General features: G+C 64.2%; 12 protein-coding genes and 1 pseudogene. 12 read left to right on the top strand and 1 reads right to left on the bottom strand.

The features are described 5' to 3' along the window. Window positions 1–15: 15 nt before the first annotated feature. The 10 genes from AU465_RS18485 to AU465_RS18440 all read left to right on the top strand — a co-directional run bounded on the left by AU465_RS18485 (window position 16) and on the right by AU465_RS18440 (window position 11,817). Window positions 16–609 (top strand): nucleoside deaminase, encoded by a 594-nt coding sequence (locus AU465_RS18485; RefSeq protein ID WP_192250816.1) that lies wholly within the window; start codon window positions 16–18, stop codon window positions 607–609. Between the two features lie 71 nt (window positions 610–680). Beyond that, window positions 681–2,666: a CocE/NonD family hydrolase gene (locus AU465_RS18480; RefSeq protein WP_192250813.1), complete on the top strand. Its 1,986-nt coding sequence runs from the start codon at window positions 681–683 to the stop codon at window positions 2,664–2,666. A 150-nt stretch (window positions 2,667–2,816) separates the two neighbouring features. Next, window positions 2,817–4,403: an ABC transporter substrate-binding protein gene (locus tag AU465_RS18475; RefSeq protein ID WP_192250810.1), complete on the top strand. Its 1,587-nt coding sequence runs from the start codon at window positions 2,817–2,819 to the stop codon at window positions 4,401–4,403. Window positions 4,404–4,419: 16 nt separating this feature from the next. Beyond that, window positions 4,420–5,379, top strand: a complete 960-nt coding sequence (locus tag AU465_RS18470; protein ID WP_192250807.1) for an ABC transporter permease — start codon at window positions 4,420–4,422, stop codon at window positions 5,377–5,379. Between the two features lie 12 nt (window positions 5,380–5,391). Next, window positions 5,392–6,219 (top strand): ABC transporter permease, encoded by an 828-nt coding sequence (locus AU465_RS18465; protein WP_192250803.1) that lies wholly within the window; start codon window positions 5,392–5,394, stop codon window positions 6,217–6,219. Then, window positions 6,219–7,889, top strand: a complete 1,671-nt coding sequence (locus tag AU465_RS18460; protein WP_192250800.1) for an ABC transporter ATP-binding protein — start codon at window positions 6,219–6,221, stop codon at window positions 7,887–7,889. Before AU465_RS18465 ends, AU465_RS18460 begins: the two co-directional genes overlap by 1 nt. Before the next feature lie 92 nt (window positions 7,890–7,981). Then, window positions 7,982–8,821 (top strand): alkaline phosphatase family protein, encoded by an 840-nt coding sequence (locus tag AU465_RS18455; protein ID WP_312891285.1) that lies wholly within the window; start codon window positions 7,982–7,984, stop codon window positions 8,819–8,821. Window positions 8,822–9,135: 314 nt separating this feature from the next. Beyond that, the gene (locus tag AU465_RS18450) at window positions 9,136–9,702 is read left to right on the top strand and encodes a sigma-70 family RNA polymerase sigma factor (protein WP_040974984.1); all 567 of its coding nucleotides are present in this window, start codon (window positions 9,136–9,138) and stop codon (window positions 9,700–9,702) included. Then, window positions 9,699–10,367: an anti-sigma factor gene (locus AU465_RS18445; RefSeq protein ID WP_192250794.1), complete on the top strand. Its 669-nt coding sequence runs from the start codon at window positions 9,699–9,701 to the stop codon at window positions 10,365–10,367. The genes AU465_RS18450 and AU465_RS18445 overlap by 4 nt, the downstream gene beginning before the upstream one ends. After that, complete coding sequence (locus tag AU465_RS18440) at window positions 10,357–11,817, top strand: S8 family serine peptidase (RefSeq protein WP_192250791.1); 1,461 nt, start codon at window positions 10,357–10,359, stop codon at window positions 11,815–11,817. Before AU465_RS18445 ends, AU465_RS18440 begins: the two co-directional genes overlap by 11 nt. Window positions 11,818–11,865: 48 nt before the next feature. Here the strand turns inward: AU465_RS18440 and AU465_RS18435 are convergent, their stop codons facing one another. After that, window positions 11,866–12,285, bottom strand: coding sequence for a nuclear transport factor 2 family protein (locus AU465_RS18435; RefSeq protein ID WP_192250788.1), 420 nt, complete (start codon window positions 12,283–12,285; stop codon window positions 11,866–11,868). 162 nt (window positions 12,286–12,447) lie between these two features. Between AU465_RS18435 and AU465_RS18430 the strand changes: the two genes are divergently transcribed. Together AU465_RS18430 and AU465_RS18425 are read left to right on the top strand one after the other, a co-directional pair. Continuing rightward, the gene (locus AU465_RS18430; protein WP_192250784.1) at window positions 12,448–13,401 is read left to right on the top strand and encodes an AraC family transcriptional regulator; all 954 of its coding nucleotides are present in this window, start codon (window positions 12,448–12,450) and stop codon (window positions 13,399–13,401) included. Beyond that, a pseudogene (locus tag AU465_RS18425) lies at window positions 13,377–13,678 on the top strand (S8 family serine peptidase); the annotation flags it as partial. The gene AU465_RS18430 and the pseudogene AU465_RS18425, both read left to right, overlap by 25 nt. Between the last annotated feature and the right edge of the window lie 139 nt (window positions 13,679–13,817).

Genomic DNA, 13,817 nt, shown 5'->3' with positions numbered 1-13,817 from the left:
GGTGACATTCCTCTCATGACTGACATTTCGCTGATCGACCGCCTGCTCGACGTGATCGAGCACGATATCGCGCCGAAGACCGCCGAAGGCGTGGCCCACGGCAACAAACTGTTCGGCGCCGCGATCCTGAGGAAAGACGACCGCTCGCTGGTGCTCGCCGAGACCAACAACGAGATGGAAAATCCGCTCTGGCATGGCGAGGTGCATTGCCTGAAGCGCTTCTACGAGATGCCGAAGGCCAAGCGCGTCGACACCAGCGACGCTATCTTCCTCGCCACCCACGAGCCCTGCTCGCTTTGCCTGTCGGCCATCACCTGGACCGGCTTCGACAATTTCTACTACCTGTTCAGCCATGAGGATTCGCGCGACAGCTTCGCCATCCCGCACGATCTCAAGATCCTGAAGGAGGTCTTCACCCTCGACCCTGGCGGCTACAACGCCGAGAACGCCTATTGGAAGAGTTTTTCCATCCGCCGGCTGGTCCGCGCCTTGCAGGAGGCGGAGCGCAAGCGGCTGGAGGCGCGCATAGGGAAGATCTCCGCGCACTATGATGAACTCTCCGGCGCCTATCAGGCGAGCAAGGCCGAGAACGACATTCCGCTGAATTGACGCGGATTGACCATCCGATTTCGCCGGCTGGCCCACGACGTATCCCTGGCGGCTCCATCATTTGCTCCGTCATGAAAACCGTCACCGAATTTCCCCGCAAGATCGTCGAATTTCCCGATATGGGCATCGTCATGCCGGATGGCTGCCGGCTGTCGGCGCGCATATGGATGCCTGAGGATGCCGTGGACAATCCGGTGCCGGCGATCCTCGAGCATCTGCCCTACCGCAAGCGTGACGGCACCATCTTCCGCGATCAGTTGACCCACCCCTACTTCGCCGGCCACGGCTACGCCTCGATCCGCGTCGACATGCGCGGCAATGGCGATTCCGAAGGGCTGATGGACGACGAATATTCCGAGCAGGAATTGCAGGACGCCTGCGACGTCATCGCCTGGGCGGCCGCGCAGCCCTGGTGCAACGGCAATGTCGGCATGATGGGTATTTCCTGGGGCGGCTTCAACTGCCTGCAGGTGGCCGCAAAGCAGCCGCCGGCGCTGAAGGCGGTGATCAGCCTGTGCTCGACCGTCGACCGCTATGCCGACGATATCCACTACAAGGGCGGCTGCCTTCTGCTGGAAAATTTCGGCTGGGCCTCGACGATGCTCTCCTATTCGTCGCGGCCACCGGATCCGGAAATCGCCGGCGGCAACGGCTGGCGCGACCTGTGGCTCAGCCGGCTGGAGAACCAGCCATTCCTTCTGCCGCTCTGGCTCAGCCACCAGCATCGCGATGCCTACTGGAAGCGCGGCTCGATCTGCGAGGACTTTTCCGCGGTCAAGGCGTCGGTGCTGTCCATCGGCGGCTGGCATGACGGCTACCGCAACACGATTTCCAATCTCGTCGCCAATATCCAGTCGCCGGTGAAGGGCATTGTCGGCCCGTGGATCCACAAATACCCGCATTACGCGGGGCCCAATCCAGCCATCGGCTTCCTGCAGGAGGCGCTGCGCTGGTGGGATCGCTGGCTGAAAGGTGTCGAGACCGGCGTCGAGGCCGACCCGGATTATCGCGCCTATGTCATGGACAGCGTGCGCCCGGCCCGTTGGCACCCGGAGCGGCCCGGCCGCTGGATTGCGGAACAGGAATGGCCGTCCTCCAATATCAAGCTTGAGACGGTCGAGCTCATTCCGGGAGGTTCCAAGCCGGCGATCGTCGCTTCCCCGCAAAGCTGCGGGCTTGCCGGCGGCGAGTATTTTCCTTTCACCTTCGGTCCCGAGTTGCCGGGCGACCAGCGTCCTGACGATGCGCTTTCGGTGTGCTTCGACCAGGCCGAGCTCGAGGAGGCAATCGATATCGTCGGCGCGCCGGAGTTGGGGGTTCGGGTGGCCTCGGACCGTCGCCAGGCCAACATCGCGGTACGTCTCTGCGACGTGCATCCCGATGGCGCCTCGGAACTGATCTCCTACGGCGTGCTCAACCTCAGCCATCGCAACTCGCACGAATTCCCGGAAGCCCTGGTGCCGGGCGAGATGGTTTCGGCGCGCGTCGTGCTCGACCAGTGCGCCTATCGGGTGCCGGCGGGCCACAAACTGCGCATTGCCGTCTCAAATGCCTATTGGCCGATGATCTGGCCTTCGCCGGAGCCGGTGACGCTCAAGCTGTCGGCGGCGACGCTCAAGCTGCCGCTGCGCCCGCTGGCGAAAGGCGACGAGGTCTCGTTCGCAGAACCGGAGGGGGCCACGCCCTGGGCGACCGAGACGATCAGGCCCGCCAACTCCGAGCGGCATGTCGACCGCAACGAGAAGACCGGCATCGTCACGCTTTCCATAACGGACGATTTCGGCGAGGTGCGCGACCTGGAGCACGGATTGGTCAACGACAGCATCGTGCGCGAGACCTGGGCGATCCATCCCGACGATCCGCTGTCGGCCACGGGCAGCACCCATTGGACGCAAACCTTGTCGCGGGATGGATGGTCGGTGCGCACCGAAACCTTCGCCAACATGCGCGCAGACGATCAGAACTTCATCCTCAGCGCCAGAATCGAGGCCTATGAGGGTGAGAATCTGGTGTTCGAGCGCGATTTCGAGCAGACGATTCCCCGCGCCCTCGTCTGAGTGCTGACAGATTGGTCCAAACGCGACGCGCCATTTACGCCACGGCATGTCGCATTCGGTCTTGCTTACCGCTTTCCCTTACGGTCATTATCCCTCACAAGAAAACAAGAAACGGCCGCTAGGCCGAACCATCAGAGTGAGGAACCTACAATGTCAAACGAACTGGACTATCTCAGCCGTCGCGTCGCTTCCGGCAAGCTCAGCCGTCGTGATTTTCTCGGCCGCGCCGCCGCGCTCGGCGTCTCGGCTACCTTTGCCAATTCGCTGCTGTCGAGCGCAGCGCGCGCCGCCGGCCCAGTCAAGGGCGGCACGCTGAAGGCCGGCCTGGTTGGCGGTGAATCCACCAACAGCCTCGACCCGGCACTGATGATGACCCAGGTGCCGTTCGCCTTCGGCAAGTGCTGGGGCGAAATGATCGTCGAGCTCTCTCCCGACGGCAAGCTCGAGAACCGCATCGCCGAGGAGATCGGCGCTTCGGATGATGCGAAGACCTGGACACTGAAAATCCGCGACGGCGTCGAATTCCACAACGGCAAGACCGTGACCGCCGAGGACGTCGCCGCCACGCTCGAGCGCCATTCCGACGAGAAGTCGAAATCCGGCGCGCTGGGCTACATGAAGGGCATCGAGACCATCAAGGCCAGCGGCAAGGAAGTGGTGCTGACGCTGAAGGAGCCGAACGCCGACCTGCCCTATCTGCTCAGCGACTATCACCTGATCGTCCAGCCGAATGGCGGCAAGGACAAGCCCGATGCCGGCATCGGTGCCGGCCCCTACAAGGTCAAGGTCAACGAGCCGGGCGTGCGCCATGTCGGCGAGCGCTTCGCCAACTACTGGCAGGGCGACAAGATGGGCCATGCCGACCAGATCGAAGTCGTCGTCATCAACGACGCGACGGCGCGCACGGCGGCCCTGCAGGGCGGCCAGGTCAACATGATCAACCGCGTCGAGCCGAAGATCGTCGACCTGATCAAGCGCGTGCCGGGCGTCACCATCCGCAACCACTCCGGTCCCGGCCATTACGTGTTCATCATGCATTGCAACACGGCGCCGTTCGACAATAACGACCTCAGGATGGCGCTGAAGCTGGCGATCAACCGCGAGGAGATGCTGAACAAGGTGCTGCGCGGCTACGGCTCGCTCGGCAACGACTTCCCGATCAACGCTTCCTACCCGCTGTTCACCGAGATCGAGCAGCGCAAGTACGATCCGGACAAGGCCAAGTTCCATTACAAGAAGTCGGGCCATGACGGTTCCATCCTGCTCAGGACCTCGGATGTCGCCTTCCCCGGCGCCGTCGATGCCGCGCAGCTCTATCAACAGAGTGCGGCCAAGGCCGGCATCAAGCTGGAAATCAAGCGCGAACCGGGCGACGGCTACTGGAACGAGGTCTGGAACAAGCAGCCCTTCTGCGCCTCCTATTGGGGCGGCCGCTCGACGCAGGACCAGATGTATTCGACTGCCTATCTGTCGAGCGCCGACTGGAACGACACGCGTTTCAAGCGCCCGGATTTCGACAAGATGGTGCTGGCGGCGCGCGCCGAGCTCGACGAGGCCAAGCGCAAGCAGATGTACCACGACATGGCGGTCATGGTGCGCGACGAGGGCGGCCTGATCCTGCCAATGTTCAACCAGTTCATCGACGCGACGGGTCCCAAAGTCGCCGGCTGGGTGGAGGATCCGCACCAGGAGCTGTGCAACGGCTACGCTTTGGCGAAGTGCTGGCTCGAAGCCTGAGCCCGGCCTTGCGCTCATGTCCGCACCCATCGTGAAACTGGTGGCCCAGCGCATTGCGCTGGGCATCCTCCTTTTGCTGGCCGTTTCGGTCCTGATCTTCGCCGGCACCCAGATCCTGCCCGGCGACGTCGCGCAAGCCATCCTTGGACAATCGGCGACGCCGGAGTCGCTCGCCAATCTGCGCGAGCAGCTCGGGCTCAACCAGCCTGCCTATATCCGCTACTTCCATTGGCTGGGCGGCGCGCTCACCGGCGACCTCGGCACCGCCATGTCGAGTGGGCAGGACATAGCGACATCTATCAAGGAACGGCTGTGGAACACGCTGTTCCTGGCCTTCTGGGCGGCGATCGTTGCCATCCCGCTGGCGGTCACGCTCGGCCTGATCGCGGTGCGCTACCGCAATGGCTGGGTCGACAAGCTGATCTCCGGGGTGGCGCTCGCCTCGACCTCGTTCCCGGAATTCTTCATCGGCTATCTGCTGGTCTTCTACTTCGCGGTCCAGCATCAATGGTTCCCCGCGATCTCGACCGTCTATGAGGGAATGTCTTTCGGCGAGCGCTTGCAGGCGATCGCGCTGCCGGCGGCGGCGCTGACGCTGGTGGTGCTCGCCCACATGATGCGCATGACGCGCGCGGCGATCCTCAACGTCATGCAGTCGGCCTATGTCGAGACGGCGGAGCTCAAGGGCCTGTCGGCTTTCGCGGTCATCCGCAAGCATGCTTTCCCGAATGCGATCGCGCCGATCATCAACGTCGTCATGCTGAACCTTGCCTATCTCGTGGTCGGCGTCGTCGTCGTCGAGGTGATCTTCGTCTATCCGGGCATGGGGCAATATCTCGTCGACCATGTCACCAAGCGCGACGTTCCCGTCGTCCAGGCGGTCGGCCTGATCTTCGCGGCCGTCTATATCAGCCTCAACATCATCGCGGACATCGCGGCGATCGTCGCCAATCCGCGGCTCAGGCATCCGAAGTAGGGGGCGGCCGATATGCTCGATATCAGACGCATTCCTATCGCGGCGCTGATCGGCATTGTGCTGACGACGCTCTTCGTGCTGGCGGCGGTCTTCGCGCCATGGATCGCCCCGCACGGCAATGCCGAGATCGTCAGCGACGTCCCCTGGGAGCCGATGTCATCCGTGCACTGGCTGGGCACCGACAATCTCGGCCGCGATCTCTTGTCCCGCATGATCTATGGCGCCCGCATCACGCTGTTCATCGCCGTGCTCGCCACCGCGCTGTCCTTTTCGCTCGGCGCCATTCTGGGCTTCTCCGCGGCGGTGTTCGGCGGCTGGTTCGACACGATCCTCTCACGGCTCGTCGACCTGCTGATGTCGATCCCGACGCTGATCATGGGCCTCGTCGTGCTGTCGGTGCTGCCGTCGAATCTGGTGACGCTGATCCTGGTGATGGGCATTCTCGATTCGACCCGCGTCTACCGCCTATCGCGCGCGGTGGCGGTCGACATCAACGTCATGGACTATGTCGAGGCCGCGAAGCTGCGCGGCGAAGGGAGCGGCTGGATCATCTTCCGCGAGATCCTGCCCAATGCGCTGTCGCCGCTGGTCTCGGAACTCGGCCTGCGCTTCATCTATGCCGTGCTTTTCCTGTCGACGCTCTCCTTCCTCGGCCTCGGCGTGCAGCCGCCGGACGCCGACTGGGGCGGCATGGTGAAGGAAAACAAGGACGGCATCGTCTTCGGCATCCCGGCGGCGCTCATCCCCGCCGCGGCGATCGCGGCACTGGCGATCTCGGTCAACCTCGTCGCCGACTGGGTGCTCAACCGCACGACCAGCCTCAAGGGAGGGCGCGGGTGATGGCTGACAATAAGGCAAAGTCCGGGCAGGCAAAATCGGGCCGGCTCCTCGACATCCGCAACCTTCGTATCGAAGCCACGGTCTACCCGCCTGGCGAGCCGCCGAGGACCATCACCCTTGTCCACGATGTGTCGCTGACGCTGGAGAAGGGCAAGGTGCTCGGCCTGATCGGCGAATCCGGCGCCGGCAAATCGACCATCGGCCTGTCCTCCATGGGCTATGGCCGTGGCGGCGTACGCATCACCGGCGGCGAGGTCATCCTCAACGGCCGCGACATCCTGAAGGGCGGCAAGGAGGGCTTGCGCAAGCTGCGCGGCCGCGAAGTGTGCTATGTCGCGCAGTCGGCGGCGGCGGCCTTCAATCCGGCGCACCGTCTTATGGACCAGGTGGTGGAAGCCACATTGCTGCATGGCACGGCGACGCGGGCCGAAGCCGAGAAACGCGCCGTCGCGCTGTTCAAGAAGCTCAGCCTGCCCAACCCCGAAACCATCGGCGAACGTTTCCCGCATCAGGTCTCCGGCGGTCAGCTGCAGCGCGTGATGACGGCGATGGCGCTCTGCTCGGAGCCGGACCTCATCGTGTTCGACGAGCCGACGACGGCGCTCGACGTGACGACGCAGATCGACGTGCTGGCGGCGATCAAGGACGCCATCCGCGACACGCATGTGGCGGCTTTATACATCACCCACGACCTTGCCGTCGTCGCGCAGGTCTCGGACGAGATCGTGGTGCTGCGCCACGGCCGGCTGGTCGAATGGGGCGGCACCCGCCAGATCATCAAGGAGCCGCGCCAGGAATATACCAACGCGCTAGTGTCGGTGCATGAGATCGAGCATCAGGAACAGCAGCCGGGCACGGCGCCGATGCTGTCGGTGAAGAACGTCACGGCCGCTTATGGCGGCGGCCACGTCAAGGTGCTGAAGAACGTCTCGGTCGACATCTTTCCGGGCCAGACGCTGGCGGTGGTCGGCGAATCCGGTTCCGGCAAGTCGACGCTTGCGCGCGCCATCACCGGGCTGCTGCCGCCGGAACAAGGCAGTGTCGTCTTTGATGGCCGCACGCTCGGCAACAGGCTTGCCGACCGGCCGAAGGAGGATCTGCGCCAGCTGCAGATGATCTACCAGATGGCGGACGTGGCGATGAACCCACGCCAGACGGTGGGCACGATCATCGGACGGCCGCTGGAGTTCTACTTCGGCATGAGGGGCCGCGAGCGCGACAAGCGCGTCGCCGAGCTGCTCGACGAGATCGAAATGGGCAAAGGCTTCATCGACCGCTATCCGGCCGAGCTTTCCGGCGGCCAGAAGCAGCGCGTTTGCATCGCCCGCTCGCTCGCCGCCAAGCCCAAGCTGATCATCTGCGACGAGGTGACCTCGGCTCTCGATCCGCTGGTAGCCCACGGCATCCTCAAGCTGCTGCTCAATCTGCAGCAGGTTGAGAAGGTGGCTTATCTCTTCATCACCCACGACCTCGCGACAGTGAAGTCGATCGCCGACTCGATCGCGGTCATGTATCGCGGCGAGGTGGTACGTTACGGCTCCAAGAGCAAGGTGCTGACGCCGCCCTTCGACGCCTACACCGATCTTCTGTTGTCCTCCGTTCCCGAAATGGAGATCGGTTGGCTGGAGAAGGCCATCGCGGGCCGGCGCATGGAGAGCGCCGGCAACTAAGCTGGCTTCCTCTTCTCTACGCTCCTGGGCCTTGGCCGGATCGGCCAGGCCCTCGATGCTGATCTCTCCCGCAAGATCGCATGGAATTGCCCGTGCCGCTCAAATCCAAACTGCTGCTCATCATCCTCGACGGCGTGCCTTACCGGAACTGGCGCCGGCTGATGGGCAATCTCGAAGGCTGGGCGCAGTCCGGAGAAGCGCAAGTATGGAAGATGCGCTCCGTGCTGCCGTCGACCTCCGCCTGCTGCTACGCCTCGATCCACACCGGGGTCACGCCGCAGGTTCACGGCATCCTGTCCAACGAGAACCGGTTCCGGGTCAAGCAGCCCGATATCTTCTCGGAGGTCAGCAAGGCCGGCGGCAAGACCGGCGCGGTGACACACTCCTACTGGTCGGAGTTCTTCCGCTCCTACCCGTTCGACCTGGTCGAGGACATGGAATTCGACGAGCCCGGCGGACCGATCACGCATGGCCGCTTCCACACCATGACCGGCTACAATCTCAAGAACCAGATGACGCCGAGCGACGTCGACCTGTTCGCGACGCTGACGATGCTCGCCAGGCGCCATGCCATCGACTACGGCATCCTCCACACCTGCACGCTCGACTCGATGGGCCATCGCTTCGGCCACGACTGCCACGAGATGGACCATGCCTGCTACGCGATGGACGGCATGCTCGCCGCCTTCCTGCCCCAATGGCGCCAAGCCGGCTATGAAGTCATCGTCACCGCCGATCACGGCCAGACCGACCGCGGCCATCACGGCGGACACGATGACGAGATGCAGCATTTCGCGCTCTATTATTTCGGTTCGGGCAAGGGCCCCGAGACCGATGCGCTGCTTGACCAATTGCAGCTCGCGCCGACGGTGCTGAGCCGGCTCGGCGTGGAAATACCGGCGACGATGAAGGCGAAGCCGTTTTTGAGCTAGCTCCTCCCTTCTCCCCTTGTGGGAGAAGGTGGATCGGCGCGTAGCGCCGAGACGGATGAGGGGTGCACGACGGAGCGGGGCGCAAAAAACTGAAGGATTTGAAACGCCTAATCTTTCAATGCCGTGCTCCGTCCAGCACCCCTCATCCGACCGAGCTTCGCTCGGCCACCTTCTCCCACAAGGGGAGAAGGAAAAGCGCGCCTCTGGCAACGCTCCCTTTCTTCGGTTAGCTTCCGAAAATTCCTTGGCGGAGGATGAACCTTTTTGGACCGACAAGCGACAGAGCCACGAGGAGCCAGGCGGCTCGACCGGCCATGAATGCTGCGACGGAAACCGATCGCGCGCTTGTAGACCGGGTCGCGAAGGGCGACCGGGCCGCCGTGCGGCTCCTGTTCATGCGTCACCACGCGCGGATCTACCGTTTCGTGGCGCGCCAGACGGGATCGGAAATGATGGCCGACGATATCACCAATGAGGTCTTTCTCGAGCTGTGGCGGCAGGCGCCGGGCTTCGAAGGCCGCTCCGAAGTCTCGACCTGGCTGCTCGGCATCGCGCGCTTCAAGGCGCTGTCCTTGCTGCGCAAGAAGAAGGAAGACTGGATCGACGACGATGACGCGGCGCAGGTTCCCGACAGCGCCGACACGCCGGAAGTCGTCACCATGAAGGAGGACAAGGCCGCCGCCTTGCGCCGCTTCGTCGATGCCTTGCCGGAAGAACACCGCACGGTGATCGACCTTGCCTATTACCATGGCCAGTCGGTGACCGAGATCGGCGAGGTGCTCAATATCCCGGTCGCGACCGTCAAGACGAGGATGTTCTACGCCCGCAAGAAACTCGGCGAGGCCTTGAAGGCCGCCGGTTACGACAGGGGGTGGCCATGAGCGCCGCTGAAAAGATGTCGCGCCGCGACGAGATGGAGACGCTGCTGCCGTTCTACCTGAACGGCTCGCTTGAAGGCGCCGAGCTGGAAGCCGTCGAGGAATGGCTGGCCTCCGATCCGGCGGCGATGGCGGCCCTTGGCGAGGCGGAGGCCGAATTCTCCGGCACCGCCGCTGCCAACGAGGCGATCCGGCCGCCTGCCGATGCGCTCTCGCGCTTCGCCAGGGCGCTCGACGCCGAGGCCGGTCCGGCGCGCGCGGCTGCCGGCCAGTCGTGGCTGGCGAGGATCTTCGGCCGCGTGACAGCAATGCCTGCCGGCGTCGCCTGGGCGGCGGCCGCGGCGCTGCTTGCGCTGGTCGTGGTGCAGTCCTTCGAGCAGCCCGGCGGCAAGGGCAATGACTTCGAGATCGCCGGTGCCCAGGACGACCTTGCGAAGCTGCCCTTTGCCCTGGTGAAGTTCAAGCCGGATGCCAGGATGTCGGACATCGCCGCCTTCCTCGACCAGAACGGGCTGAAGATCGCCGGCGGGCCGACCGCCGACGGCGTGTTTCACGTGACGATCCCGGCCACTACGGCGGCCGACTACGACAACCTCGTAGGCCTTATTGCCGCCCAGTCTTTCGCGGAGGCTGTGGTGCAGGGAAGGAAACCGGTCGATGGCGGCTAAGGCGGTCATTCTGCATGCGGCAATCCTCGCGGCGGCGGCATTTGTCGCCGCGCCTGCCTTTGCGCAAACCAATGACCCGAACCTTTCGCAGAAAGAGGTCGACTGCCTCAATCGCAAGACGGCCGGTGCCGATTGCGACAAGGACGGCGGCGGCAAGAACGATGGCGGCAAGCCTGGCGCGGGCACAACAACCGACGGCGTCGTGTTCCTGCCGGCGCTGATCGTCGACCTGTTTCCGAACCCGCCGGCAAGCGCCGCCCCGCCGACGCCGACACAGCCGAACGGATCGCCGACGCCGAGCGGTTCAGCCAACCCGCCAGCGACGCCCGCCCCCGCGCCGACCGGACCTGTTACTCCACCCACCGGCCTTAATCTGGCCGCGCCGCCGCGCGCGGTGACAGGCGAGTTCGTGCCCGACGAGGTTCTGGTGACGGTCGCCGGCGACGCCGGCGCGGTGCAGCAGATCGCCACCGCGTTCGGGCTGCAGGTGCGGTCGCAGCGCCAGTCGCTGCTGCTCGGCAACACGCTGGTGCGCTACGGCATTCCCGACGGGCGCCCTGTCGGCGTGGTGCTGGCGCAGCTTGCCGCCGACGGCCGCACGCAGCGGCGCGAGCCCAACCACATCTATTCGCTGCAGCAGGCGGCCGGCATCGTGAACTATGCCTTCGAGCGCATCGCGCTCGATGCCAGCCGAGCGAGCGGCGAGAATGTGCGCGTCGCCGTCATCGACACCGGCATCGACGACACCAATCCGGCGCTGAAGGGCGTGATCGCCGACCAGTTCGATGCCATGCCGAACGTGCCGATCGAAAAGCGCGACCACGGCACCTCGGTCGACGGGCTGATCGCCGGCGTCGGCGCGCTGGAAGGCATGGCGCCGGGCGCCAGGATCTATCACGCGCGGGCCTTCGAAGGCGGCAAGTCGACCATGGATGTCATCCTGTCGGCGCTCGACTGGGCAGCTGAGCAGAATGTGCGCATCATCAATATGAGCTTCGTCGGCCCGAAGAACGACCTGCTCGGCACCGCCTGCCGCAATGCGCGCGCGCTCGGCATGGTGCTGGTCGCCGCCGCCGGCAACAACGGGCCGAAGGCGCCCTACGGCTATCCGGCGGCCTTCGACGGCGTCATCGCGGTAACCGCCACCGATGCCAAGGACGGGCTGATGCCGCAGGCCAATCGCGGCGCCTACGTCTTCATCTCGGCGCCTGGCGTCGAAATGGTGGCGCCGAGCGGCGCCGGCTCCGATGTGGTGACCGGCACCTCGTTTGCCGCGGCCATCGTGTCCGGCGCCATCGCCAACCTGATCCATGCCGCGCCCGACCGGTCGGCCAACGACATCGAGAAGGCGCTGGCGGCAACCGCCAAGGATCTCGGGCCGAAGGGGCGGGACAATGATTTCGGCTATGGATTGCTGGATATTGAGGCGGCCGGAGCGGCGAAGGAATAAGGGCTAACGGCGCTGCGCTGTCGCGGGCGGCATCCGGCAGCTTCTCTGTCAGATCATGCTGTTGCCATGTAGATCGCTTTCGGCAATCGGCTGCCGGACCTCCCAATGCTCGACGAGCTTGTCGGCAGACAGGCGGAAGATATCCACGATGGCAAGGCCCGCCTCCTTCGGATCCCTCTTGGCCAGCATGTGGACGATAACATAGTCCCCCTCCGCGACGATCCGCTTCACCTCACCGCGGACGTCAGGGAACGTCTGCCGAAGCTGCCGGACATAGCTGCGGAAACCCTCAACCCCGTCAGCAATATTCGGATTGTGCTGGATGTAGGCATCGCCGAAATGCGCAGAAGCGGCATCGATATTTCCTCGATTGACTGCCTGCTCGATGAAGTCGAGCACGATAGCCTTGTTGCGCGCGAGGGTGCTGCCGGTGGAACTGTGTGAAGGTGTCTTTTCCTGATCGTTCATGGTTCGAGGTCCTTTGGGTTTTCCGTGCGCGGCGGGAGCTGAAACGTAACGCCGTAGCCGGAGCAACCTAGGGGCGTCGTATGAGACATTCGATGGTTTATACTTGCAATCTTTTATCCACACGTCTCAAATGCCCCTGGGTGCGAAACGAAGATATGAGACATGGACGCTTTATCGGAGATCCTGTCCTCAGTGCGGCTCGGCAGCGCAGTGATCGGCTACGCGCGCCTTGCACCGCCTTGGGGCATCGCGGTAGATCCGGCTCGCGGCGCGGCTATCCATCTCGTGCAGAACGGCAATTGCTGGCTGCGCCTGCCCGACGCAGAAGCGCCGATCAATGTGTCCGAGGGCGACATCATCCTCGTCGCCAGCGGTGTAGCGCACGCCCTTAGCAACCCGGCCGATGCGCCCGTGGCTCCGATCGCTGACATGCTGTCGAAGGCGGCCGCCGGCATGGGTTACTCTCACGGTATTGAGGCGACGACGCTGCTCTGCGCGAAGTTTTCGCTGGACGAGGGGGCATCGCATCCGATGATCTCGCTGCTGCCACCCCTGATTCACCTGACCCGCGTACAGATCGAGGCAAATCCATCCCTGCATCTGGTGGTCGAGCTTTTACGCCTGGAGGCCGCCAGCGACATGACTGGACATGACATCGCGGCGCCACGGCTCCTCGACAGCGCGCTCGTCTTCCTCCTGCGCGCTTGGCTCGACAGCCTGCCCCTCGGGGCAGGTGGATGGTTTGATGCCTTGCGCGACAAGGGTATCGCGCGGACGCTCCGGCTCATCCACGAAGCCCCAACGGAGCCCTGGACCGTCAAGGAGTTAGCCAAGCGTGCGTTACAGTCCCGGGCGACCTTCGCCCGGCGGTTCACCCGGCTCATGGGAGTGCCGCCCCTGACCTATGTTGCGCGATGGCGAATGAATCTCGCTGCCCGGGCATTGCGGGAGACGAACCAGACGGTTGAGGAGATCGCACACACTGTCGGTTATGAATCGGCACCGTCATTTTCGCAGGCCTTCAACCGGATTGTGGGTCAGGCGCCAGGCGCATACAGAAATAGCTTCAGAATGGCAAAAAGGGATGCGACGCGACCGTCGCCAAGGACGGATTGATGCCGCAAGCCAATCGCGGCGCTTCATCTCGGCGCCGGGCGTCGAAATGGTGGCGCCGAGCAGCGCCGGCTCCGATGTGGTCACTGGCACCACGTTTGCCGCCGCGATCGTATCCGGCGCCATCGCCAACCTGATCCATGCCGCGCCCGACCGCACGGCCGACGAGATCGAGAAGGCGCTGGCGGCAACCGCCAGGGATCTCGACCCGAAGGGGCGCGACAACGATTTCGGCTATGGGTTGCTGGATATTGAGGCGGCCGGGGCGGCGAAGGAGTGAGTTTGGGCGACGTGCATAGGGGCCAGAACTCAATCGCTGGCTGTCGCCAACGACCGCGGCAATACCAGTGCTGAATGACCGATATCCGCCATTGAACGAACCCGCTCGCGCGGGAGGGCGCGGGTTTCGAGGTGTGCGG

The organism is Mesorhizobium silamurunense (assembly GCF_014843905.1).
Classification (GTDB): Bacteria; Pseudomonadota; Alphaproteobacteria; order Rhizobiales; family Rhizobiaceae; genus Mesorhizobium; species Mesorhizobium silamurunense.
The sequence above is the reverse complement of the archived record's forward strand: the minus strand, read 5'-3'. Positions and strand labels throughout refer to the sequence as shown.

Bases quoted from the DNA above. Each gene is read 5' to 3' on its own strand.
- AU465_RS18485 (WP_192250816.1), top strand. From the start codon at position 16: ATGACTGACATTTCGCTGATCGACCGCCTGCTCGACGTGATCGAGCAC.
- AU465_RS18430 (WP_192250784.1), top strand. From the start codon at position 12,448: ATGGACGCTTTATCGGAGATCCTGTCCTCAGTGCGGCTCGGCAGCGCA.
- AU465_RS18480 (WP_192250813.1), top strand. From the start codon at position 681: ATGAAAACCGTCACCGAATTTCCCCGCAAGATCGTCGAATTTCCCGAT.
- AU465_RS18440 (WP_192250791.1), top strand. From the start codon at position 10,357: ATGGCGGCTAAGGCGGTCATTCTGCATGCGGCAATCCTCGCGGCGGCG.
- AU465_RS18475 (WP_192250810.1), top strand. From the start codon at position 2,817: ATGTCAAACGAACTGGACTATCTCAGCCGTCGCGTCGCTTCCGGCAAG.
- AU465_RS18445 (WP_192250794.1), top strand. From the start codon at position 9,699: ATGAGCGCCGCTGAAAAGATGTCGCGCCGCGACGAGATGGAGACGCTG.
- AU465_RS18465 (WP_192250803.1), top strand. From the start codon at position 5,392: ATGCTCGATATCAGACGCATTCCTATCGCGGCGCTGATCGGCATTGTG.
- AU465_RS18470 (WP_192250807.1), top strand. From the start codon at position 4,420: ATGTCCGCACCCATCGTGAAACTGGTGGCCCAGCGCATTGCGCTGGGC.
- AU465_RS18460 (WP_192250800.1), top strand. From the start codon at position 6,219: ATGGCTGACAATAAGGCAAAGTCCGGGCAGGCAAAATCGGGCCGGCTC.
- AU465_RS18435 (WP_192250788.1), bottom strand. From the start codon at position 12,285: ATGAACGATCAGGAAAAGACACCTTCACACAGTTCCACCGGCAGCACC.
- AU465_RS18450 (WP_040974984.1), top strand. From the start codon at position 9,136: ATGAATGCTGCGACGGAAACCGATCGCGCGCTTGTAGACCGGGTCGCG.